Below are 23,189 nucleotides of genomic sequence, written 5' to 3' on the forward strand. Positions count from 1 at the left end.
ATACCGGCGTCGCCTGTGTCGGAAATATGGGCGCGGAGTCGCGTTTCAACTATTCGGCCGTTGGCGACGCGGTGAACATCGCAGCGCGTATCGAGACAACGTGCAAGACGGTGAGTTTCGATATCCTCGCGTCCGACGACACAGTAAGATCGCTGCAAGGCTGGGCCTTGCTCGACGCGGGATCGCTGGAACTCAAGGGAAAGAGCACGAGGACCAGAATCAATGCCGTCGTAGGCGATGAAAACGTTGGGTCGTCGCCGGATTTTGCCGAATTGCGGCTTCTCCACGGCAAGCTCGTGGAGGCGTTGCAATCGCGCTTGCCAGGCACCCGAAAGATGATCGCGGCGGCCAAAGCCAAGGCTGCGGGCCTGCCGACAGGGTTGCAGGAATTCTATGGCCGGATCTCGCGCAGAGCGGATGATTTTGTTGGCAAGCGGGCGGGAGCGGCGATGGAAGCGAATGCCGGCTATGCGGAGCAACAATTCGGCTCCGGCTCCTGACCTTCATTGATGTAGGGCGGTCGACCGCTCGACTCGGTGGTGTTCAAGGGCAACAATTTCGTCCACCCCGACGTAGGGGCGAGTTGGCCCAGACCGGTTGGCGAAGTCGGATACGGACGCGCCGAGAAAAAGAGCGGCTATCCGCTGCTCTTGCCACTGCCGGCCACCCCTGCCGCTACTTTTTGCCAGGACCCTTGGATTTTCCGGGATTGCTGGGATCGTGCTTGCCCGGATCATTTCCATGGCCGTTGTTGCCGTCATCTTTGTCGCCCCGCGGCGGGCTCGGCGGATCGGGGGTGCCCGGACTGGGTGGTGCCGGTGAGTTGCGCCGCTCCGGCCGCGCCGTATGCTCCTGCTGAATGGCAGCCGTAAGCCCGCAATTTCCGCCGATTGCGTCAAAGCCTCCCGAGAGCTGCTGATTGCCGGTCAGAAACGGCAATGCCCGCGAGGTGCCGAGTGTGGTGAGCACAGATCGATTGACCTTGATAACGTCGGACATCGCGCCTGACGGCGTCGCGACCACGCAATCGCAGCGCCGCTTCAGTTCCCTGCATCCGCCGCCGCTGCAGAATCGGGCCGACCCCTTCAGCAGCACGACGGCGGTTTTGCCGTTGGGCGCGATGTGGACATCGAATGCTGTTCCCCGCACGCCTATTGTGCCTGCGGGCGTCACAATCTGGTAGGCGGACGAAGGCGAGTTCCCGCTTATCCAGCGAAACGTTCCCTTGGCAGCGCGGATGGTGAGCTTCTTCACCGAATTATCATCGTTGAAGACGTATTTGTCGAGGACGACGGAAGAACCCCACCCCACCGCCAGCTTGGTGCCATCCCGGAACACGAATTGGCCAAGCCCGGTATTGGATGTCCTGATTCGTTCGTCCCGATGAACGGGTGCGCTGACCACCAGTGGTCCGGTTGCGCCGGTAACGGCAGTCTTGATCACGACTGCCCGGCCCACTGCTTCGGCGGCTATGGTCGGTGTCGCATTGATGAGATTCGCGGCAAGCGCGACAACTGCAGCCCACCTCAAGGACGGCATGGCATCCTCCCCGAAACGACTTTATTAGCACATGCTTGAAAGGCTGTCCCCGCGGAGTCATACCTCAATTTGAGTAGGATATGGCTCTTTCGCTTGGGCGACGCTCGAAGGCACAATCGTCGACGTTAGGTCCTGCGCTTGGGTGGGCCGCGCGGGTTGCCCCCTCGCTCATCGGGTCGGAGGTGGGATAACGCCAATGCTGTTACTGAATTCGTCTGGCTGAGGGACAAGGCGATGTTCTGCGTGGGCGGCGCGAGAGCGCCCGCATCTGGGGCATCGATCATGGTTTGTGTCGGCGCGCTGTCTTTGAAGATCTTCAGCCCATTCTTGGGCAGTTTAGCCGCGTCGGCCACGAGGGAGGAGCGCCATCGCCCTGGCCGCTTTTCTGAAAGCAAGCAATCGGCCAGCCCGCGACCCGTCTCGATACAAGTGCATGTATCCGCCGTGATCTATCTGCAGCGCACGAGGCCGACAAGGCAAATAGGCTGGGCATCGCATCCAATGTGCATAGCAGCTGAGCAGACGCTGCTCAGCATATGAACCCTCTTGGGTAATATAATTTGAAAAAATTGCTCCCTCATGTTCAAAACAGGTCGATAGACCCGCGAGAAATGGGTTCGAATCCTGCGGGGGCCCGCGGTCCTCAGGCGAGAATTCTAAAGAGGTTCGACAATGACCCAGCACGTACAAGATGCTCGAATTCTCATGTACAGCCACGACACGTTCGGGCTCGGCCACTTGCAGCGCTGCCGCACGATCGCGCATTCCCTGGTCGAGGATTTCCACGGACTTCAGGTGCTTATCATTTCGGGCGCGCCTATCGCCGGCGCCTTCGACTACCGCGCCCGCGTCGACTTCGTGAAGATCCCGAGCGTCATCAAGTTGCGCAACGGCGAATACACCTCGCTGGAAAAGGATATCGATCTGCATGAGACGCTAAGAATGCGCCAGTCGATCATTCGCCACACAGCCGAGACGTTTCGGCCGGATATCTTCATCGTCGACAAGGAACCGCTCGGGCTGCGCGGTGAGATCGAGGACACGCTGTCCTACCTCAAGACGCGAGGCACTACGCTGGTGCTTGGCCTGCGCGAGGTGATGGATGCGCCGCATCTGCTGGAAGCAGAGTGGGAACGCAGGGATGTGATGCGCAAGATAGGCCTGTTCTACGACAAGGTCTGGGCCTACGGTCCGCCGGATTTTTACGATCCGTTGACCGGCCTGGATGTGCCGCCGGCTATCAGGGCAAAGATGAAGTTCGTCGGTTTCCTGCAACGGAGCCTGCAGAAGAACGAGTTGCCCGGCCACCGCCCCGAGGGCGACTATATCCTCGTTACGACCGGTGGCGGCGGCGACGGCGCCGATCTGATCCACAACGTTATCGATGCCTATCAGCAGGATCCGCAATTGCAGCATAGGGCGCTGATCGTGCTTGGGCCCTACATGCCGGCGCGCAAGCGCAACAAGTTTCTTAAGAAGGGGTCCAAAATCCCGTATATCAAGATCATCGAATTCGACAACCGCATGGAAGAGCTGATTGCCGGCGCCAAGGCGGTAGTGGCGATGGGCGGTTACAACACCTATTGCGAGATACTGTCTTTCGACAAGCCGGCGCTGATCGTGCCGCGCATCAAGCCGCGCGAGGAGCAACTGATCCGCGCACGGCGAGCAGCCGAACTCGGTCTCATCAAGATGCTTTCGCCGGAAGAAGCTGAGGATTCCCAGCGGTTTGCCGATACACTGAAGGTGCTGCCGGATCGGCCCCGCCCATCGCAGAGCAATCCGCACCTGAGGCTGGAAGGGCTGCCTCATATTTCCGCGATCGTCGCGGAACTGCTCGACCGGCGTGCCGGCCATCACCTTTCGGTCATTGAAGGCATCAACTGAGTTGCAACCTCGCAAGATCGTCGTGGTTCTGAAGGGTTATCCGCGGCTGTCGGAAACCTTCATCGCGCAGGAGCTGCTCGGGTTGGAGCGAGCGGGGTTCGACCTGATACTCGTCGCGCTGAGACGGCCGACCGACACAAAACGCCATCCGGTGCATAACGAGATCAAAGCGCCCGTCCATTATCTGCCGGAATATCTGCATGAAGAACCGATGCGGGTGGCTCGCTCGCTGTTTGCTTGTCTGCTGCGGCCAGGCTTCTGGCGCGCGTTCGGATCGCTGGCTACCGACATCCCTCGCGACTTTACGCGCAATCGCGTACGCCGCTTCGGGCAAGCGCTCGTGTTGGCGGCCGAATGGCCGGAAGATGTGGGCTGGCTGCATGCGCATTTCGCGCACACACCGGCATCGGTGACACGCTATGCCAGCCAGCTTCGCGGTCTGCCCTGGAGCTGCTCGGCCCATGCCAAGGACATCTGGACTTCGCCTGACTGGGATCTCGCCGGCAAGCTTTCCTCGGCCCGCTGGACGGTCACCTGCACGAAAACCGGCTTCGACCGTCTGAAAAAACTCGCAAACGGCAACTCGTGTTTACATCTGAGCTATCATGGGCTCGACCTTGATCGCTTCGGCAGCTTCCGCGGGGCGCGCAAACCGCATGACGGCTCGGCACCGGACGAACCGGTTATCGTTCTGAGTGTCGGGCGCGCCGTTGAAAAGAAAGGTTACGATACCTTGCTGGAGGCGCTTGCCCTCCTGCCTGGTGATTTGGCGTGGCGTTTCGAGCATATCGGCGGTGGCGACGAACTGGAACGGCTCAAGGCGCTGGCGCAAAAGCTCGGCCTGGATGGTCGCGTCTCTTGGAGAGGCGCGCTTGCTCAGGAGGAGGTGCTTGAGCACTACCGCCGCGCCGACATCTTCGCCCTGGCCTGCAGGATCACCGCAAATGGCGACCGGGACGGTCTGCCGAACGTTCTGGTTGAGGCGGCCAGCCAGCGGCTCGCCTGCGTGTCGACCGATATTTCCGGCGTGCCGGAGCTTTTATCTCCGGATGAAACCGGGCTGCTGGTCCCGACAGAAAATCCAATTGCCCTGGCACAGGCGCTGGAGCGCCTTATCCGTGATCCCGTGCTGCGCGCCCGCCTCGGTGACGCTGCAGAGTGGCGCGTGCGCGCCAATTTCGATCATATGACAAGCATTGGGCAGCTCAAGGAACTCTTCGAGCGGGAGTGGCGGACCGCCGAATGAAGCGACTGCGCGCCTTCTTCTATGTCCAGCACCTCCTCGGTATCGGCCATCTTGCGCGCGCCAGCCGCATTGCGGCGGCTCTGGTCGATGACGGGTTTGACGTAACCGTGGTGACGGGCGGCGCGCCGATCGCGGGGTTTCCAGGATCGGGCGTCAAATCTGTATCTCTGCCACCCGTCACCTCCGGCGATGAGGGATTTTCCGGACTTGTCGACCTGCAGGGCAAACCCATCGACGATGCTTTCAGGAGATGGCGTTCGGAGATGCTGTTGCAGGCCTATCGGGATTGCGGGCCCGATATCGTCATTGTCGAGGCGTTTCCATTTGGACGCCGGCAGATGCGTTTCGAACTCCTGCCGCTGATCGAGGCCATCGACGCGACATCACCCAGACCGCTGCTGGCGACGTCCGTCCGTGATATCCTTCAGGAGCGCGTCAAGCCGGGCCGAAACGAGGAAACGGTCGATCTCATCAACAGGCATTTCGACCTTGTCATGGTCCACGGCGATCCGGCTTTCGCGACCATCGACAAGACCTTTCCACTGGTCGGGGCGATCAGGGCCAAGGTCGCCTACACTGGGCTCGTTGCCGCGCCGCCACCGCCCGCGGTCTCCGAGCGCTTCGATGTTCTGGTGTCGGTTGGCGGCGGGGCTGCCGGAAAGAGCCTCGTTAGTGCCACTGTTGCAGCGGCGCGGAATGCCAACAGCGCTTGGAAATGGTGTTTGATCACCGGTCCCAACCTGCCGAAAGGCGATTTCGACGCGATCGCACGCGATGCCACGCCGGGCCTGTCCGTCTTCCGGTTCCGCGAGGATTTCGCCAGCCTGCTGACCGGCGCCCGCCTCTCGGTCTCGCAGGCGGGTTACAACACGGTCTGCGACGTGCTTCGCGCGGGTTGTCGCTCCCTACTCGTTCCATTTGCAGCGGGCGCGGAAACCGAACAGACGGTTCGCGCCTTGATGCTCGAAGAACTCGGTCTTGCAACGGTGCTGACGGAAAAGGACCTAACGCCTGAAGGTTTGGCGCGAGCGATCGAACAGGCGCTTGCTGGACCGAGGCCGTCCGCGCATCGTCTCGATCTGGAAGGCGCGCGTCGCTCGGCCCAAATCCTGCGCGAGCGACATCGAACATGGTCCCTGAAAACGGAACTCTAGCTAACGCGCGTCGCCCCGGTGAGATTCGCGCGACGTCGTTATTCGACAGCCGTCACGCTTCTTTAGAGCGAAATGCGTTAAACAGTTCCAATCAGCATGAAACGCGTATAATTTTTGGTCGGCAGTTCGCCCGCGAACCGCACCTCCCGTAGCGGCGCCATTGCTTCGAAGGCTGCCAGTGAAGCCACGCAGTTGACGTGCGTCGGCTCGCTGAAATAATCGTTGGATTGCAGCAATACATTCGTGCCCCGCGGAAGCAGGGCAAGCCAGGCGCGCAGATCGACTATGTGTTCGCAGCTCGTATTGACCACCAGGTCGGGCTGCGCGGCCACATAGTCAACGGCGTACATATCTGCCGTCAGCGCGCGGAACCGGTCAACGGCATCCCGGTTGAGGGTCCGGGCGACCGGCGCGACTTCAGGATCGATGTCGATGCTATCAATCGCTCCGATGTCGAAGCGAGCATCGTTGAAAAGCATTGCCGGCAATACGCCGTACCATCCACCCAGAACCCATATGCGCCCGAACCGGCCGCCGCAGCTATCGAACAGCTTGTCGAGTGCCCACATCTTGCAGGCGACCTGCTTGTGGTTGAAGGCGTTGGCGATATCGGCCTGCGGATGCCTGGCGATGACGCGCGCCAGCCCTGCCACGAGAGGGTGGTTGACATAGGCGGCAATTCCCCGCGTGAGGTCCAAGGCCTGTTCGTGCCCGTCCATGCCCGCATTGCGTGGTTGCGTGACATCCATCATACTCGTCTTGTAGGTTGGGATTTCGGGCGACACAACGCAATCTTGCCCCGGCAAGGCTGGTTGGTTCGCGGACGTTGATCATGCTGCACGCCGCTTCGCCATTGCCCCGTGCCGGAGAGGGGCTGTCGCATCAGTCCGGACCATCGGCGTTCATGCGCCAGCATCAGCAGCGCAGCTGTGGCGGCCGTTCGCCAAAACGCCACGGCAGCCGTCAATCGTTTGGCCAGCTGCTTTCTTCGCTAATCAACAATGCCCGTGTTGCGGTCATCGACCATGCGCCTGAACTGGATCGCGCCGCCTCGCAGCGTCCTTTCATCGTTGAGCGCAGGACAATCACGGTGCACTGTGGCTCGAAGCATGTCGTTGGCGACGAAGAAATTGCCGATGCGCCATTAGCCAGCAGGTGCTTCTATGTCCTGCAGCCTTGCAATTGAACGGTCCACGGTCGGATGGAACCCAGTTTAGCCCGCTATATCTGGACGCACACCAAGAAGCAGCAGGTCTGGATATTGATGATCGTCGTGCTTTCGATGATCCCGTATTTCATATCCTTCGATCTGCCGAAGCTGATCGTCAACGGCCCCATCCAAGGTAAGGGTTTCGGAGAACCCGGTGCGACCCAGCCGTTCATGAGGCTGCACTATGACCTGCCATTCATTAGTGAGGTGCAGTTCTTCTCCGGCTTTCAGCTCGACCGCACGGAGACGCTGTTTGCGCTGAGTATTGTTTTCCTTTTGCTAGTCATCATCAACGGCCTATTCAAACTCTACATCAACACATACAAAGGCCGACTTGGCGAGCGCATGCTGCGGCGTATCCGTTTCGATCTGATCGATCGCGTGCTGCGGTTTCCGCCGATTTACTTCAAACGCGTGAAATCCGCCGAAGTGGCGACCATGGTGAAAGACGAGGTGGAGCCGCTGGGGGGCTTCATCGGCGATGCCTTCCTGCAGCCGGTGCTGCTCGGCGGTCAGGCGCTGACGGCCATGCTGTTCATCATGGTGCAAAACTTCTGGCTCGGAACGATTGCGGTCGTGATCGTGGTGATCCAGATCGTCCTCATCCCGCGCATGCGGCGGCGGCTGATCGTGCTCGGGCGCGAACGGCAGTTGACGGCGCGCGCGCTCTCGGGCCGGGTCGGCGAAATCGTCGACGGCATCGGCGCGGTTCACGTCCACGACACATCAAACTACGAGCGCGCCGACATAGCTGCCCGGCTCGGCCTCATTTTCAAGATCCGCTTCGATCTTTACCAATGGAAATTCATGGTGAAGTTCCTCAACAATTTCCTGGCGCAGCTCACGCCCTTTCTGTTCTACATGATCGGTGGCTACCTGGTCATCCGGGGGCGGCTGGACGTCGGCCAGCTGGTGGCCGTGATCAGCGCCTACAAGGACCTGCCCGGACCGATGAAGGAACTGATCGACTGGGATCAGGCTCGCCAGGATGTCCAGGTCAAATACCAGCAGGTCGTTGAGCAATTCACCGTCGAGGGTCTCATTGCGCCAAGAATTGGGGCGTTGACGATCGATGCTCCCGGTCCGATGACCAACCCGCTGTCGGCGATCAATCTGTCCATAGCGGACGATGGCGGTGGAATGCTCCTCGACCGGATCTCGCTCCAGGTCAAGCCGGGTGAGACGGTGGCGCTGGTCAGCACCGCAACAGGTGGAGCGGAGGCGCTTGCGGAAGCCTTCGCGCGGCTGAACTGGCCGGACAGCGGAAAGATCGCTTCGGGCGCCGACGACCTGCTTGAACTTCCCGAAGCGGTGACCGGCCGGCGCATGTCCTACGCCTCGTCGGATGTTTTCCTGTTCCATGCAAGCCTCCGCGATAACCTGCTCTACGGGTTGAAGCATGCGCCGCTGACATCAGTGCCTTATGAGGGTGCTGCGGCAGACCAGCAGCGCTGGAACATTCACGAGGCGCGGCGGTCGGGCAATTCGGACCTCGATATCCGGAGCGACTGGATCGACTATGCTTCCGCCGGCGCCACCGGCCCGCACGACCTTTTTGAGGCGGTGCGCCGGGTGCTCGACGCGGTTCTTCTGTCGCGCGACATTCTGGATCTTGGCTTGCGCTCCTCGGCTGACCTGACGCGTCATACGGAACTCGCCAGGCGCATCGTCGAACTGCGTGCGGCGCTTCGAACCCGGCTGGAACAGGAAGGGCTGAGCGGACTGGTGGTTCCTTTCGAACCAGGCGCCTACAACAAGGAAGCATCGATCGGCCAAAACCTGCTCTTCGGCGCCGCCGCCGGCCCCGAACTGGCCGACAAGGCGCTAGCGGCCAATCCCTATTTTGCGTCTGTGCTGAGGCAAGCCGGCCTCGACCGCACGCTTTTCGAGATGGGCATGGAGATCGCCGAACAGGCGATCGAGCTGTTTGCCGACCTGCCGCCCGATCACCAGTTCTTCCAGCAGCTCGCCTTCATGGGCGCCGAAGAGATACCCGCCTACGAAACCTTGTTGCAACGGCTCAAGAACCGGCCCTATGAGGCAGTTTCGGAGAACGATCGCGCCATGATCGTTACACTGAGCTTTGCCTATATCGAGCCCCGGCACCGCTTCGGTCTGCTGAGCGAGGATCTGATGAGCAAGATCGTCGCTGCACGCAACCGTTTCTATGAAACCCTGCCGTCCGAGCTGCAAAATGCGATCGAACGTTATGATCCTGCCAAATACATTGCCGCGGCCAGCGTCATGGATAATGTCCTGTTCGGGCGTGTGGGCAACAACCATCCCGACGCGCCGGATCGCATCCGCTCCATCGTCTATGACATTCTCGACGAATTGGGGCTTTATGCCGAACTTCTGGATGTTGGCCTGGACTTCAACGTCGGCGCCGGCGGCAGGCGGCTGACCGCTGGACAGCGGCAGAAGCTCGATGTTGCCCGGGCCCTGCTCAAGCGTCCCGATTTTCTCATTCTCAACCGGCCGCTGTCGGCGCTCGACCAGCGTGCGCAGGACAAGGTGCTGCGAAACGTGCTCGACGAAGCGAGGTGCGACGGCCATTCGCCGGCAATTGTGTGGGTCGTGACGAATCCGGCAATGGGGATGATGTTCGATCGCGTTATCGTCTTCGACTCGGGTAAATTGGTGGAAGACGGAACGCTCGAGACACTTTTGGCAGGGAAGGGTATCTTCAAGGAACTGCTGTCTTAGACCAACGGGCATTGAGATGGGATCGTTCTGTCGGTGGGAATTGGCTGCAAGGCCACGGGATACGGCGCCTGGCAAACGCGAATTTTGAGAAGGTTTGCGACAATGCTGCTCAAGGATGAAGTTGGAATGCTGCAACGCGTTCCCTTGTTCTCCGGCATCGAACCGACAAAGCTCAAGCTGCTTGCGTTCACATCCGATCGTGTGAGCTACAGCGCCGGCCAGATCCTTTTCCGGCAGGGCGACGAGGGAGATGCCGCCTATGTCATCCTCTCAGGCAGCGCGGATGTTCTGGTCGATTCCGACAGCGGGCCGATAAAAGTTGCCGAACTGGCGCCGAATTCGATCGTTGGCGAGATCGCCATCTTGTGCAACAGCTCCCGCACTGCCACCGTCAGAGCGGCAAGTCCGCTGGAAGCCTTGAAAATCAGCAAGGATCATTTCCTGAGGCTTATGAAGGAGTTCCCGGAGATGACCATCGAGATATTGCGGGTTCTTGCCGATCGTCTAAGCCATACGACCGCGGACCTGATCGACGCACGAAACGCCTAGCAGCAGTTGTTTGGCCACGACGGGCGAAGGAGCAGCATGGATTTCCTGGTCAGGTTTTGGGGCGTGCGCGGCAGCATTTCGGTATCGGGACCAGAATTCTCTCGCTATGGCGGCAACACGAGCTGCATTGAGATGCGATGCGGCAAGCATATGCTTCTGTTCGACGCCGGCTCTGGCCTAGGGCTTGCCGGCAGAGCGTTTCGGGCCTCGGGCGTGACCGATTTCGAGCTGTTTTTCACCCATTGCCATTACGATCACATCATCGGGCTGCCGGCTTTCAAACCGATCTATGACCGGAGCGTCAAGGTCAGGCTTTGGTCCGGCCATCTTGCGGGACGCATGACGACCCGTCAGATGGTCGATGAATTCATGCGGCCGCCGTGGTTTCCGGCCAAGCTCGACATCTGCAAGGCAAGCATCGACTGCCGCGATTTCGTATCCGGAGACGTTCTAAGGCCGCGCGAAGGAGTGGTCGTCCGGACCGGCAGTCTCAACCATCCGGGAGGCTGCATAGGCTACCGCGTCGAATGGGGCGGCCGCATCGTGGCGGTGATCACAGACACTGAGCACGAGCCGGGTAAGCTGGATCAGGCGGTGCTCGACCTGATCGAAGACGCCGACCTCGTCATCTACGATTGCACCTATACCGAGGACGAAATGGAAGACCGCCGTGGCAACGGGCACTCGACATGGCAGCAGGGCGTCAAACTCTGTGAGGCAGCCGGTGCCCGAGGGCTTGGGCTGTTCCACCACGATCCGACACGCACCGACGAGCAATTGGACGAGATCGAAAAACTGGCCAAAGCCAGGTTTGCCGGCGCTTTTGCCGCGCGGGACGGCCAGACGCTCAAATTTCCAGTCTCATTGCACAAAAAGCGCTGAGCTATTTTGCTCTATCTTATTGTTTTGACGCCATTCCGGACGGAAAACCGCTCACACTTTTCCTGGAATTGCTCTACCCCCGCCACGCTCGATCAATGTCCTGATCGGAAGCCATGCGCAGGCTTCAGTCTGTGCGGCGACTGTGAACAGCCGTTCGAGAAAAAGCCAGGCCGATTCATCGTGTACGAGATGGTGGGTGAGCAGGCCGACCGGTTCGCCACCGTCGAATGCATGCCGCAATTGCGCAATGATGGCCTGAACCAAGGACCCATGATCACGACAGCCGCGCGTGCCATGCCAATCGATGATGTCGACATTGCTGTTGATGACCGGCACTGGGGCCGGCTTCGGCGGCCCAAAGACCGACAATGCCGCAAATCCTACCGATCCAAGCTGCGATACCAAGCCGGCGTCGATTCTGTTCCAGGGTGGCACCAGCATCGGAACGGCACGCGCGCCGTGCAACCCGGTTAGGCGCGACAGCCCGCGGGCCATCTCATCGAGCACCGCCTGGCGTGGCCGATGGGCGCCGAGTTCCTGCTTTTTCTGGTCCTGCGGCGCATAGTTTCGGTGCGCCCAGCCATGGATGGCGACCGAGGCATGCGGCGCCTCGTCAAGCCGGACGACAAGCCTCTCGTCGGTCAGCGCCGGAATGACGGCCAGAGTGAGCGGAACCTCTAATGCACGGGTGAGTTCCAGCAGCCGATCAAGCGCAGCCGTCGGATCCACAGCGTCGTCGTCGCGCAACCAGAACTCCGCCTTGCGGTCCGCCCGTCGCCAGCACGCCAGTTCTTCCACCAAGGGCTGCCAGATCTGATCGACTGTCATGCAACCGCGATCTTCGCAAGAAGTTCGGAAAGACGCGCCGCTGCAGTAGCGAGAGAGCGTTCTTCGAGGATGAAACGTCTGGCGTTGCCGGCCATGGCGGTTCTTTCGTCGTCACGGACCAGAAGCCTTTCAATGGCAGACGTGAACGCCGCCACATCGCCCGGCGGGGTGAGAAATCCGGTCTGGCCATCCCGCACGACCTCCGGCACGCCGGCGATATCCTGCGCCACCACCGGAAGGCCGGCAGCTTGTGCTTCAAGATAGGCAACGCCATAAGCTTCGCCGCAACCCGGCCAGACGTAAATCCCTCCACTGTAGAGGACATCCGGCACGGCGGCTGGCTCGATCGCGCCAAGCCATTCGATCCGGTCGGCGGGCAGGCCGGCGAATTGCGCTTTGACCTCCTCACGGGCAGGCCCGTCCCCGACGACCGACATGGTCCAGGGCAGGTGGCCGATCGGAGCGAGGGCGTGCGCGAGCATGCGATAGCTATCGACCTTGTCGCCCGGTCGCATCATGGCGACGGTAACGAGACGCGTCGGACAACCACGCGCCGGCAGTTCCCGGAATACCGATGTGTCGATGAAGGGCGAAAGCATGCCGAAAACGGCGTCTGGAAGAGCGTCTGTCAGTCCCCGACAATCCCTTTGCGTGAAGCAGATGTTCAGCGCCGCCTGTTCGACGGCTCGCGCCACCAAGGCTTGCATATCGGCCCAAAAACCGACGTTGCGCCGCTTCGAATAGGAGGCTTCCGCGGTCACATAGGGGATGGCAAAGGCCGACGCCAGCTCGGGCCCGATCAGGTCGGGCGCCTTGTAATAGAGATGATAGGAGAACCAGAGGTCGGGCTTGCCGTCACGCTGCCAAAGCTCTGTCAGCCGCGCGACTTCCTGTCGGGCTTCGACCTTGAGCGCATCGAAACTTTTCGACTCCGGTTCGCGTAGATAGAAGCGCAATTCGGATGCCAGATCGACGCGATGCCCTCCATGCTCAAGCGCCTTGATCAACATCCGTGCCATCTGACGGTCGCCAGAGGCAACGGCATGATTGGGCGACTTCAGCGGCGCGTAGAAGGCAATTCGCATCGCCGGAGCCTATCATTGGAAAGCCTGCGCAAGTCAATTTCGAAGCATGATCGAGTTTCACCTTCAAGCAGTGGAATGTGCTATTGCATGCTCATGGAAACAGCCGCAGCGTCCGACCCGTTCGTCGCTTCCTTGCCGGTGTTCGCGAAGTTCGAAAGCGTTGCCGACATCGACAACTATCGGCCGCTTCCCGATGGCTGGGCGCTGGCCACCGCCGACATCGTCGGCTCGACCAAGGCGATCGAGGCAGGGCGCTATAAAACCGTGAATATGGCCGGCGCCAGCGTCATTTCGGCGCTGCTCAATGCGCTGGGTCGGCAAGATCTTCCCTTTGTCTTCGGCGGCGACGGCGCGCTCGTGGCGTTTCCGAGTTCGGCGCTGGAGATCACGCGCAACGCCCTGGCGGCCGTCCAGCGATGGGTGGCGGACGAGTTGGCCCTGACCTTGCGTGCCGCAATCGTGCCGATAGCGGATATAAGAGCGCAAGGCCTCGACGTTCGGGTAGCGAGGTTCCGGGCCTCCGAAGCGGTGTTCTATGCCATGTTTGCCGGCGGCGGCGGCAGTTGGGCGGAAGCCGAGATGAAAGCGGGGCGCTACCTGATCGATCCTGCGCCGGCCAACGCGCGGCCGGATCTGACTGGTCTCTCCTGCCGCTGGAGCCCGATCGAAGCCCGGCATGGCGAAATCGTCTCGATCATAGCCATTCCGGGGGCCTCGCGCGATGTGCGCGGTTTTCAGGTTCTGGCTTCCGACATCATCGCCCTTGTCGGTCGACAGGAACGCGATGGCCATCCGGTGCCGGTGAACGGGCCGGCCTACGGTTTTTCGCCCGCCGGCCTCGATCTCGAGGCCCGGGCCGTCGCGCCGGCGGGAAGGCGGTGGTTGTCGAAGCTGTGGATAGTGTTCCTGTTGTCGCTTGCGGCTGTGACCGATCGATATGGCTGGACGATCGGGAGGTTCGATCCGAAGATCTACAAACGCGACGTGGCCAGCAATTCGGATTTCCGGAAGTTCGATGACGGCTTGAAGATGACCATCGATGTAGATGCGGATTTGTTGCAGCGGATCGAGCACCGGCTGCAGCAGGCCGAAGAGGCGGGCATTTGCACCTATGGCCTGCACCGCCAGCAATCGGCCTTGATGACGTGCCTCGTCGCCTCGCCGCTGCAGCGCGATCATGTTCATTTCATCGACGGCGCCGCCGGCGGTTATGCGATGGCTGCCGCAAGCCTGAAGGCGAAGGTGTCGGCCTGACGACGGCTTGCGGAGATCCATTTTCCGCAATATGCCTCGGGGTTGTTTGGCCCACATGAGCCTCGCCGTGGAAGCGGGCAGTCTGTCCACATTGAGGAAAACAGATTTTTGGACGCCTCACGATCGACATATGACAGTCTGCTGAACCGGATTTCGACGCGCACCGCGCAAGTGGGGGTGATCGGACTGGGTTATGTCGGATTGCCGCTGGCGGTCGCGGTAGCACGCGCCGGCTTCCCGGTTTTCGGCTTCGACATTGAAGCCCAGAAGGTCGAGAATCTGAACAGCGGGCAATCCTACATCGAGGCGGTGACGTCCACTGCCCTTGCTGTCGAAGTGGCGAGCGGACGGTTTCGCGCCACTGCGGATTTTACCGAACTGGCCGCCTGCGATGTCATCGTCATCTGCGTTCCGACGCCGCTGACGAAAAACCGCGAGCCAGACCTCTCCTTTGTCAGGAACACGGCAGGCACCATCGCGAAGCATCTGCGTCTCGGCCAGCTGGTCGTGCTGGAATCGACCACCTATCCCGGCACCACCGACGACGTGATCAAGCCCATCCTGGAACAAACCGGCTTGCAGTCGAAGGTAGACTTCTTCCTGGGCTTCTCGCCCGAACGCGAGGATCCCGGCAACCGCAGCTTTGAAGTCGCGACGATCCCCAAGGTCGTGGCAGGCGACGGCATTGAAGCGGCGGCGCTCGTGAAGGATTTCTACCAGGGTGTGGTCGAGACCGTCGTTCCGGTTTCCACCACCGCGACCGCCGAGGCGGTCAAGCTAACGGAAAACATCTTTCGCTCGGTCAACATAGCCCTGGTCAACGAGTTGAAGGTCGTGCTCGGTGCGATGGGCATCGACATCTGGGAGGTGATCGAGGCGGCAAAGAGCAAGCCCTTCGGCTACATGCCGTTCTATCCTGGGCCCGGACTTGGCGGGCACTGCGTCCCCATCGATCCTTTCTACCTGACGTGGAAGGCGCGCGAATACGAACTGCCGACCCGCTTCATCGAACTGGCGGCAGAGATCAACACGGCTATGCCGCGTCATGTGGTCGATGAACTGGCCAGGGCGCTGGACCGGCGTTGCGGCAAGGCGCTCAGCCGCTCGCGCATTCTCATCATTGGGCTCGCCTATAAGAAGAATGTGCCGGACATCCGCGAGAGCCCTTCATTGCGGCTCATTGAACTCATCGAGGAATGGGGCGGCAAGGCTGAATTCCACGATCCGCACGTCAGAGAAATTCCGGCGACACGGGAGCATATGCCGATCAAGGGGCGTCGGTCTGTCGAATTGAGCGAGGGGACCTTGAAGGATTTCGATGCTGTCGTCGTTGCAACCGACCACGACGCGATCGACTATCAGGCGATCGCCGATCACGCCCTTCTGATCGTCGACACGCGCAATGTTTTCGGCCGCCTCGGGCTAGCCCGAGAGACGGTGGTAAAGGCCTGACGGCGGTCTGAGCCGGCGAATTCTTTGCTCGATGTCAGGATCGTGGTTGCACTCGGCCGGCAGCGTCGACACATAATGCCGCGAGTAAATAGATACAGTTAGCCTGTCGCTCGCCCGCACGGACAGCCAGTTGCGAAGTTCTTCGCCGGCTTTTCCTGCCAAAGCTGGCTTCATTGACTTCGGGGATCTCTTCTTGGGGTCGTTGGCGGACTGTGTTGTGGGCGGATCAAAGGACAATGCCTCGTCTTCGAGGAGTTTCGAGATAGCATGAGCACGACGCAAGCAGAAATTTCCACCATTCTCATGGATAAGGTAGCCGATTGGCTGAACCAATCGGTACTTGCAGGCAACGACCTAGAAACATTGGTAAAAGGCTTTTGCGAACGGCTGGCTGCTGCCGGCCTGCCGTTGAAGCGGGTGCATTTGAGCTTTTCGATGCTTCATCCGCTTTATGATGCGCTTGGCTTCACCTGGGTTCGCGGCCGAGGCTTAGAAATCGAAAGCTTCCGCAATGAGCCCGGCGCGCCGTCCGACAGGTTCCTGACCAGCCCATACTATCATCTGCTCAGCAACAAGCTCGACCACCTGCGACGCCGGCTCGACCCGTCGCTGCCATCGGAGTTTCCTGTTTTCGATGATCTCAGGCTTATAGGCGTCACCGACTATTTGGCTTTCGTGCATTCCTTCAACGGCAACGCCAGTCAGGGCATGATGGGGTCCTGGTCCACCGACAGTGCCGCAGGATTCAGCGACAGCATGATTTCGGCGCTGCTGCGCATCCAGAACCATCTCGCTATGGCAACCAAGATGGCGGTTCTCACCAAGCTCGCCGACAACATGATGACCACTTATCTCGGCGGCGACGCCGGCAGGCGCGTGCTTGACGGTCAGATCAAGCGCGGCGAGGGCGATACAATCCGGGCCGCGCTGGTCATGGGCGACATGCGCGGGTCGTCAAGGCTTGCCGAAACCTCCGGCCGTGAAATCTATATCGATACGCTGAACCAGTTTTTCGACGCCGTTGCTGCACCTTTCAATCGCAAAGGGGGGCAGATCATGAGTTTCATCGGGGATGGTTTCATCGCCGTTTACCCTTGCGAAAGGCATCGCTCGCAGTCCGAGATCGCCTGCCAGGCTGCTCTTGCGGCAGCGCGCAGCGCCACAGCGCGCGTGACGGATCTCAATCTGCGCAGAAAGGAAAAGGGGCTAACCGACATAAAATTTGGTATCGGCCTACATGTCGGCAATGTGATGTTCGGCAATGTCGGGCTTACCGACCGGCTCACATTCTCCGTCTTCGGCTCGGCTGTAAACGAGGTCCAGCGCCTCCAGGTACTGACCAAGAAATATCCGCACAGCATTCTCGCCAGCAAGGAATTCGCCAGCTATTGCGGCGCCAGCAACTGGCTGACGCTCGGCAGCGAGGAACTGGCTGGCATCAAGCAGAAGCTGACGGTGCTCTCACCCGATCTGTCGGGTGCTCTCGCAGTCGATGAAGACGGTGCGCTGGAGCCGGTTTATGACCGAAGATCGGACGCCGAGCAGGTCATGTTGCTTCACCGCGATGCCGCGCGGCTGTCGGCGGGCGACCCGAGCAAGCTCCAGTAACCGCCACGACCTGATCCGAAGGGCCCCAGATAGACAGTCCGCTCGCCGGTTCCGCCGCTGGCGACCGTTCCGAATCCAAGTTGCTCTAAGCTGGCAATAGGTTAGTCTCGCTTCCGAACCTGCCAGATTGGGGCTGGTGTGGAATGAATTCGGGTGTTGATCTGCTGCGGATCGAGGATGTTGGCATCTCTTTTGCCATCATCGGCGGACCGTTGCATGCCGTCAGGCGCGCAAATCTTCGCGTCCTGCCCGGCAAGGTTACCGCGCTTGTGGGCGAGTCCGGCTCCGGAAAATCGGTTCTCAGCCAGGCAGTGATGGGCATTCTGCCGGGATCAGCCCATGTTCGCGGCCGTATCCTGTTCTCCGATCCTGAAAGGCCCGGCACCACGCAAGATATCCTGAAGATGCCACGTGACGGACCCGAAATCCGGGCATTGAGAGGCAGCCGCATCGGCAAGATCTTTCAGGAGCCGATGACATCGCTGTCGCCGCTGCACACGATCGGCAACCAGGTCAGCGAATCCTTGCAGATTCATACCCCCATGGCTCGGGCGGAGCGCAAGGCGCGGACCGAGGAAATGCTCGGTCTTGTCGGCTTTCCGAGTCCCAAACGCGCCTATGATATGTATCCCTTTGAGCTTTCAGGAGGATTGCGTCAGCGCGCCATGATCGCCATGGCGCTTATCTGCCGGCCCGCCCTGTTGATCGCCGACGAGCCGACGACGGCGTTGGACGTCACCATCCAGGCGCAAATCCTACATTTGCTGCGCGGCCTTCAGACCAAGCTGAACATGGCGATGTTGCTGATCACCCACGACCTCGGCGTGGTCGCCAACGTCGCCGACGAGGTCGTGGTCATGTACCATGGCGAGATCATGGAAGCGGGACCTGTCGAGGCGATATTCCGCCGACCAGGTCACCCCTACCTGAAGGGCCTGATGGCAGCCGTTCCGCATTTCGACCTGAAGCCTGGCGAAAGGCTAAAGGCGCTGCGCGAGGTGCCGGTGAATGTCGAGAACCTGCTCGGCAAGCAGACGGCGCCGCCGTCGAAGGGGCCAGACGATATCCTGTTGTCGGTCAGGGATCTGAAAAAGACCTTCACAATCCGCAAGTCCGGATTGTTTGGCGGGGATCATCAAACCACGGTTCGCGCCGTGGGCGGCGTGAGCTTCGATATCAGGCGCGGCGAGTGCCTGGGGCTGGTCGGCGAAAGCGGCTCCGGCAAAACCACGGTCAGCAAGATCCTTATGCGGGCTATCACCCCTAGCGGCGGCTCTGTGACGTTCAACGGCCGCGATGGAGCGATCGACGTCTTGCAAGGCGAGGGAGACGCCCTGCGCATGCTGCGCGCCAAAATCCAGATGGTCTTCCAGGATCCGGTTTCATCGCTGTCACCTCGCATGACGGTGGAGAACATCCTGAGCGAGCCGCTGGAGATCCATCAACGTGGCGATGCCGCGTCCCGACTCGCCACTGTCAAAAGCCTGATGCAGGCGATCGGGCTCGATCCGCGCTTCATCAAGCGCTATCCCCACAGTTTCTCCGGCGGGCAGCGTCAGCGTATCGGCATCGCGCGCGCGTTGGCGCTGGGCCCTGAACTGCTGATCTGCGACGAGCCGGTTTCGGCGCTCGACGTCTCTGTCCAGGCGCAGATCTTGAACCTGCTGAAGGACCTGCAGAAGGAACTGGGCCTGACCTACCTGTTCATATCGCACAATCTGGCGGTGGTGGACTACATGGCAGACCGAATCGCAGTGATGTGCGGCGGGCGTATCGTCGAGCTTGCGCCACGCGAAACTCTGCTGAGGAAACCGATCCACCCCTACACGCGCTCACTCGTCGCCGCAGTACCTTTCCCCGACCTCGACAGGCCGATGGATTTCAAGACGCTGAAGCTCAGCGGCGCTTCCGACACCAGCGCATGGGGACCGCAATTCCGCGACGAGGGCGACGAGGATGTATTGTCGCCGCTCGATCTTGGTGGCGGCCACCTCGTGTTGGCCCGACGTTCGGCCGATGTCAGCGAGCTACGCCATTGATCAGCCGGCGCACCGTCCTCGGACTCATGGCTTCGGCGGTTTTGCCGGGCACATTGCACGCAGGCGATCTGGAGCCGCAATTTCTTCAGCCGCTGCTGAAGGCCCTGGCGCTGCCGGCACTCTCCGAGCGCTTGCCCAAGAAGCCGCGCGTGTTGAATCTCGCTGCGATGGGGCGGCAGCCCGGCCAGTATGGCGGCACGCTGCGCACGATCATCGGCAGTCAGAAAGATATCCGGATGATGACGATCTACGGATATGCTCGCCTGGTCGGCTATGACCAAAAGCTCAACTTGCAAGCCGACATTCTTGAAAGTTTCGAGGTAGCGGACGATCGCGTCTTCACTTTCAAGATACGGGAAGGACATAAATGGTCTGACGGTAGCCTGCTGACGCCGGAGGACTTTCGCTATTGCTGGGAAGATGTCTGGCTGAACGACGAACTTTCGCAAGGCGGGCTCGCCCCGGCCCTGCTGGCCGACGGCAAGCCGCCACGCTTCGAGATCGTCGATGCGTTGACGGTCCGTTATAGTTGGGATGCGCCAAATCCCGACTTCCTGCCCAAGCTCGCGGCTGCTTCGCCGTTATCGCTTGTTCTGCCGGCCGCCTATCTCAAGCAGTTCCACAAGAAATACCAGGATCCATTCCGGCTCGCCGGTCTGATGGAGGAGAACAGGGCCAAGAAATGGACGCTCCTGCATATCCGCATGTCGCGGCAGTATCGCCCGGAGAACCCGGAACTGCCGACGCTCGATCCCTGGCGGAACCGGACCAAGCCGCCGGCTGAGCAGTTCGTCTTCGAGCGCAATCCGTTCTTTCACCGCATAGACGAGAATGGCCGGCAACTACCCTATGTTGACCGGATTGTCATGAATGTGAGCTCGTCGGCGATTATTTCCGCCAAGACCGGCGCGGGCGAGAGCGACCTGCAATGCATGGGAATTGATTTCAGCGATTACTCCTTCCTGAAGGACGCGGAGAAGCGCTACCCGGTCAAGATGCATCTCTGGAAACGCACACAGGGTTCGCGACTGGCGCTGCTGCCCAATCTGAATTGTGCCGACCAGGTCTGGCGTGGCCTTTTTCGCGACGTGCGCGTGCGTCGTGCACTTTCGCTCGCTGTGCACAGACGCGAGATCAATATGGCTGTGTTCTATGGATTGGCGCAGGAAAGTGCCGATACGGTCCTGCCGGAGAGCCCGCTCTACCGGCCCGAATTCGCGAAAGCCTGGGTCACCTACGATCCTGATCAGGCCAATGCCCTGCTCGACGAGGTCGGGCTTCAGGCGCGTGACGATGACGGCCTGCGGGTACTTCCCGATGGACGCCCGGCGCAGATCGTCGTGGAAACGGCCGGCGAAAGCACGCTGGAAACCGATGCGCTCGAGCTCATCAGCGATCACTGGCGCCAGATCGGTATCGCCCTGTTCATCCGGACTTCGCAGCGCGACATCTTTCGCAGTCGCGCGCTTGGCGGCCAGATCATGATGTCGATGTGGTCGGGCATCGACAATGGCGTGCCGACCGCCGACATGAACCCGTACCAGCTGGCCCCCACCATTGACGACCAACTGCAATGGCCGCTCTGGGGTGCTCACTACTTGTCTCGTGGCAGGCTCGGCGAGGCGCCCGATCTTCCGCCTGTGGTCGAGTTGATGACCTTACTCAAGCGCTGGAACGCATCGACCGAAGCCACGGAGCGCGCTGAAATCTGGAATTCAATGCTGTCGATCTACACCGATCAGGTGTTTTCGATCGGCACGGTGAACGGAACATATCAGCCGGTTCTGGCCTCCTCGCGGCTGCGCAATCTGCCTGACAAGGCGCTCTACGGCTACGACCCGACCGCCTATTTCGGTGTCTACATGCCCGATACATTTTGGCTTGGAGAGTCCTGAGCGTGCTTCGATATATTGTCTGGCGCTTCGCCGTAATGGTTCCAACGCTGCTGATCATATCGGCGCTTGTGTTCACGATCATCGAACTTCCCCCAGGCGACTATTTCGACAGCTATGTTGCCGAGCTTCGGGCCCAGGGCGAAGCGGTGGATTCCGACCGCATCGAGATGATGCGGAAGGACTATGGTTTCGACAAGCCGCCGGTCATTCGCTACTTCTACTGGGTCGGCGGGATGCTGCACGGCGATTTCGGCTATTCCTTCGAATATGAGCTGCCGGTTCGCGACGTGATCGGGGACCGAATGTGGCTGACCGTGCTGGTTTCCTTCGTGACGATCCTCTTCACCTGGCTCATCGCCTTTCCGATCGGCATGTACTCGGCCACGCATCAATACAGCTGGGGCGACTACGGCCTGACTTTCTTCGGCCTTCTCGGCCTTGCCATCCCGAACTTCATGCTGGCGCTGATCCTGATGTATTTCGCCAATATCTGGTTCGGCACGTCCGTCGGCCATCTCATGGACCAGCAATATCTCGGCGAGCCGATGAGCTGGGCCAAGGCGAAGTCGATCCTCGCCCATCTCTGGATCCCGGTCTTGATCATCGGCACCGGGGGCACGGCAAGCATGATCCGGCGGCTGCGCGCCAATCTGCTCGATGAGCTTCACAAGCAATATGTCGTGACGGCGCGCGCCAAGGGCCTTCATCCCTTCAGGACCCTGGTCAAATACCCGCTGCGCATGGCGCTCAATTTCTTCATTTCGGACATCGGCTCTATCCTGCCGGCCATCATTTCCGGTGCCGAAATCACGGCGATCGTGCTGTCTTTGGAAACGACCGGGCCGATGCTGATCAAGGCGCTGCAAAGCCAGGACATGTATCTGGCAGGGTCGTTCCTGATGTTCCTCGCCTTCCTGACGGTCATCGGCGTGCTGATTTCCGATCTGGCGCTGGCACTGCTTGATCCACGAATTCGTTTGCAGGGCGGCAGTACCAAATGAACACGCAATCGCCACTTCCCGCTCCGGGTGCTCCGCTGCAACACTATGTTTCCATCGCGCCCTTTGACCTGCAGTCGGTCGAGGCAATGACGCCGGAGCAGTCGAAGGTCTTTCAGGCGTCGCAGTTGCGGCTGATGTGGTGGAAATTTCGACGGCACCGGCTTGCTCTTGTATCCGGCATATTCCTGGCGGTGCTCTATTTCGCGATACTGATCTGCGAGTTCCTGGCGCCCTACAATCTGCACACGCGCAACATGGACTACATCTATGCGCCGCCGCAGCGGGTGCACCTGTTCCACAACGGCCAGTTCGTCGGGCCGTTCGTCTACGGCCGCCAAATGACGCTGGATATGGACACGCTGAAGCGGAACTACATCGACCAACAGGATGATGTTCAGCGGATCCGTTTCTTCTGCAAGGGCGACAGCTACCGGTTCTGGGGCCTGATCGAAGGTGACAGGCATTTTGTCTGCCCTGCCGAAAACGGCCAGCTCTTCCTGGCCGGCACTGACAGGCTGGGGCGCGATGTGCTCTCGCGCATCATCTATGGTGCACGCATTTCACTGACGATCGGCCTCGTCGGCATCAGTTTCAGCTTCCTGCTCGGCATAGTCATCGGCGGACTGGCCGGCTATCACGGCGGCATCTTCGACCTGATCGTTCAACGGATAATCGAAGTTCTGCAATCGATCCCCAGCATTCCGCTATGGCTGGCTCTGGCGGCGATCATGCCGATAACTTGGAGTCCGATCCTGATCTATTTCGGCATCACCGTCATCCTCGGGCTGCTCGACTGGACCGGATTGGCGCGGGCCGTGCGTTCAAAGCTTTTAGCGTTGCGAGAGGAGGATTAC

The 23,189-nt window shown here is 60.4% G+C and carries 19 protein-coding genes; 15 read left to right on the plus strand and 4 right to left on the minus strand.

Features of this window, described 5'->3' with window-relative positions:
- On the plus strand, nucleotides 1-500 hold a 500-nt coding region (locus EOA60_RS00735; RefSeq protein WP_281060725.1), incomplete at its 5' end, for an adenylate/guanylate cyclase domain-containing protein.
- A gap of 175 nt (nucleotides 501-675) precedes the next feature.
- Here the strand turns inward: EOA60_RS00735 and EOA60_RS00740 are convergent.
- Nucleotides 676-1,539, minus strand: a complete 864-nt coding sequence (locus tag EOA60_RS00740; RefSeq protein ID WP_067326280.1) for a FecR domain-containing protein — start codon at nucleotides 1,537-1,539, stop codon at nucleotides 676-678.
- Between the two features lie 672 nt (nucleotides 1,540-2,211).
- Between EOA60_RS00740 and EOA60_RS00745 the strand changes: the two genes are divergently transcribed.
- Genes EOA60_RS00745 through EOA60_RS00755 form a run of 3 tightly spaced genes read left to right on the plus strand, consistent with a single transcriptional unit; the run spans nucleotide 2,212 to nucleotide 5,826 of the window.
- Nucleotides 2,212-3,426 (plus strand): glycosyltransferase family protein, encoded by a 1,215-nt coding sequence (locus EOA60_RS00745; RefSeq protein ID WP_095823336.1) that lies wholly within the window; start codon nucleotides 2,212-2,214, stop codon nucleotides 3,424-3,426.
- Between the two features lies 1 nt (nucleotide 3,427).
- Entirely contained in the window at nucleotides 3,428-4,672 is a 1,245-nt protein-coding gene (locus EOA60_RS00750; RefSeq protein WP_095823335.1) for a glycosyltransferase family 4 protein, read from the plus strand.
- On the plus strand, nucleotides 4,669-5,826 hold the full coding sequence (locus EOA60_RS00755; protein WP_095823334.1) for a glycosyltransferase family protein: 1,158 nt from the start codon (nucleotides 4,669-4,671) through the stop codon (nucleotides 5,824-5,826). The genes EOA60_RS00750 and EOA60_RS00755 overlap by 4 nt, the downstream gene beginning before the upstream one ends.
- A 77-nt stretch (nucleotides 5,827-5,903) precedes the next feature.
- Here EOA60_RS00755 and EOA60_RS00760 read toward each other — a convergent pair whose 3' ends face one another.
- Nucleotides 5,904-6,575: an SAM-dependent methyltransferase gene (locus EOA60_RS00760; RefSeq protein ID WP_095800629.1), complete on the minus strand. Its 672-nt coding sequence runs from the start codon at nucleotides 6,573-6,575 to the stop codon at nucleotides 5,904-5,906.
- A gap of 83 nt (nucleotides 6,576-6,658) precedes the next feature.
- Between EOA60_RS00760 and EOA60_RS00765 the strand changes: the two genes are divergently transcribed.
- The 4 genes from EOA60_RS00765 (at nucleotide 6,659) to EOA60_RS00780 (ending at nucleotide 11,173) form a co-directional block, all read left to right on the plus strand.
- Entirely contained in the window at nucleotides 6,659-7,012 is a 354-nt protein-coding gene (locus EOA60_RS00765; protein WP_095800379.1) for a hypothetical protein, read from the plus strand.
- A gap of 15 nt (nucleotides 7,013-7,027) precedes the next feature.
- Nucleotides 7,028-9,742: an ABC transporter ATP-binding protein gene (locus EOA60_RS00770; protein ID WP_127334824.1), complete on the plus strand. Its 2,715-nt coding sequence runs from the start codon at nucleotides 7,028-7,030 to the stop codon at nucleotides 9,740-9,742.
- Nucleotides 9,743-9,844: 102 nt separating this feature from the next.
- Nucleotides 9,845-10,291 (plus strand): cyclic nucleotide-binding domain-containing protein, encoded by a 447-nt coding sequence (locus EOA60_RS00775; protein WP_067326300.1) that lies wholly within the window; start codon nucleotides 9,845-9,847, stop codon nucleotides 10,289-10,291.
- A 36-nt stretch (nucleotides 10,292-10,327) separates the two neighbouring features.
- A complete protein-coding gene (locus tag EOA60_RS00780; RefSeq protein ID WP_095777239.1) occupies nucleotides 10,328-11,173 on the plus strand; it encodes an MBL fold metallo-hydrolase in 846 nt (281 codons plus the stop codon).
- 51 nt (nucleotides 11,174-11,224) lie between these two features.
- Here the strand turns inward: EOA60_RS00780 and EOA60_RS00785 are convergent, their stop codons facing one another.
- Nucleotides 11,225-12,001: a polysaccharide deacetylase family protein gene (locus EOA60_RS00785; RefSeq protein ID WP_127240511.1), complete on the minus strand. Its 777-nt coding sequence runs from the start codon at nucleotides 11,999-12,001 to the stop codon at nucleotides 11,225-11,227.
- On the minus strand, nucleotides 11,998-13,086 hold the full coding sequence (locus EOA60_RS00790; protein ID WP_095823332.1) for a glycosyltransferase family 4 protein: 1,089 nt from the start codon (nucleotides 13,084-13,086) through the stop codon (nucleotides 11,998-12,000). The genes EOA60_RS00785 and EOA60_RS00790 overlap by 4 nt, the downstream gene beginning before the upstream one ends.
- Before the next feature lie 75 nt (nucleotides 13,087-13,161).
- Between EOA60_RS00790 and EOA60_RS00795 the strand changes: the two genes are divergently transcribed.
- The 7 genes from EOA60_RS00795 to EOA60_RS00825 all read left to right on the plus strand — a co-directional run.
- A complete protein-coding gene (locus EOA60_RS00795) occupies nucleotides 13,162-14,340 on the plus strand; it encodes a DUF3095 domain-containing protein (RefSeq protein ID WP_095823331.1) in 1,179 nt (392 codons plus the stop codon).
- A gap of 108 nt (nucleotides 14,341-14,448) precedes the next feature.
- Nucleotides 14,449-15,792, plus strand: a complete 1,344-nt coding sequence (locus tag EOA60_RS00800; RefSeq protein ID WP_095823330.1) for a nucleotide sugar dehydrogenase — start codon at nucleotides 14,449-14,451, stop codon at nucleotides 15,790-15,792.
- Nucleotides 15,793-16,059: 267 nt separating this feature from the next.
- Nucleotides 16,060-17,400, plus strand: coding sequence for an adenylate/guanylate cyclase domain-containing protein (locus EOA60_RS00805; protein ID WP_067326319.1), 1,341 nt, complete (start codon nucleotides 16,060-16,062; stop codon nucleotides 17,398-17,400).
- Nucleotides 17,401-17,543: 143 nt separating this feature from the next.
- Entirely contained in the window at nucleotides 17,544-19,439 is a 1,896-nt protein-coding gene (locus EOA60_RS00810; RefSeq protein ID WP_067326322.1) for an ABC transporter ATP-binding protein, read from the plus strand.
- Complete coding sequence (locus tag EOA60_RS00815; RefSeq protein ID WP_095823329.1) at nucleotides 19,436-21,334, plus strand: ABC transporter substrate-binding protein; 1,899 nt, start codon at nucleotides 19,436-19,438, stop codon at nucleotides 21,332-21,334. Before EOA60_RS00810 ends, EOA60_RS00815 begins: the two co-directional genes overlap by 4 nt.
- Nucleotides 21,335-21,336: 2 nt before the next feature.
- Nucleotides 21,337-22,335, plus strand: a complete 999-nt coding sequence (locus tag EOA60_RS00820; RefSeq protein ID WP_095823328.1) for an ABC transporter permease — start codon at nucleotides 21,337-21,339, stop codon at nucleotides 22,333-22,335.
- On the plus strand, nucleotides 22,332-23,189 hold an 858-nt coding region (locus EOA60_RS00825; protein WP_164899153.1), incomplete at its 3' end, for an ABC transporter permease subunit. The genes EOA60_RS00820 and EOA60_RS00825, both read left to right, overlap by 4 nt.

It is taken from the genome of Mesorhizobium sp. M1A.F.Ca.IN.020.06.1.1 (assembly GCF_004023265.1).
In the GTDB taxonomy this organism is placed as follows: Bacteria; Pseudomonadota; Alphaproteobacteria; order Rhizobiales; family Rhizobiaceae; genus Mesorhizobium.

Excerpts from the sequence above, each read along its gene's own strand:
- EOA60_RS00770 (WP_127334824.1), top strand. The coding sequence starts at position 7,028 with ATGGAACCCAGTTTAGCCCGCTATATCTGGACGCACACCAAGAAGCAG.
- EOA60_RS00810 (WP_067326322.1), top strand. The coding sequence starts at position 17,544 with ATGAATTCGGGTGTTGATCTGCTGCGGATCGAGGATGTTGGCATCTCT.
- EOA60_RS00740 (WP_067326280.1), bottom strand. The coding sequence starts at position 1,539 with ATGCCGTCCTTGAGGTGGGCTGCAGTTGTCGCGCTTGCCGCGAATCTC.
- EOA60_RS00775 (WP_067326300.1), top strand. The coding sequence starts at position 9,845 with ATGCTGCTCAAGGATGAAGTTGGAATGCTGCAACGCGTTCCCTTGTTC.
- EOA60_RS00785 (WP_127240511.1), bottom strand. The coding sequence starts at position 12,001 with ATGACAGTCGATCAGATCTGGCAGCCCTTGGTGGAAGAACTGGCGTGC.
- EOA60_RS00745 (WP_095823336.1), top strand. The coding sequence starts at position 2,212 with ATGACCCAGCACGTACAAGATGCTCGAATTCTCATGTACAGCCACGAC.
- EOA60_RS00765 (WP_095800379.1), top strand. The coding sequence starts at position 6,659 with ATGCTGCACGCCGCTTCGCCATTGCCCCGTGCCGGAGAGGGGCTGTCG.
- EOA60_RS00755 (WP_095823334.1), top strand. The coding sequence starts at position 4,669 with ATGAAGCGACTGCGCGCCTTCTTCTATGTCCAGCACCTCCTCGGTATC.
- EOA60_RS00805 (WP_067326319.1), top strand. The coding sequence starts at position 16,060 with ATGAGCACGACGCAAGCAGAAATTTCCACCATTCTCATGGATAAGGTA.
- EOA60_RS00790 (WP_095823332.1), bottom strand. The coding sequence starts at position 13,086 with ATGCGAATTGCCTTCTACGCGCCGCTGAAGTCGCCCAATCATGCCGTT.
- EOA60_RS00760 (WP_095800629.1), bottom strand. The coding sequence starts at position 6,575 with ATGGATGTCACGCAACCACGCAATGCGGGCATGGACGGGCACGAACAG.
- EOA60_RS00795 (WP_095823331.1), top strand. The coding sequence starts at position 13,162 with ATGTGCTATTGCATGCTCATGGAAACAGCCGCAGCGTCCGACCCGTTC.
- EOA60_RS00780 (WP_095777239.1), top strand. The coding sequence starts at position 10,328 with ATGGATTTCCTGGTCAGGTTTTGGGGCGTGCGCGGCAGCATTTCGGTA.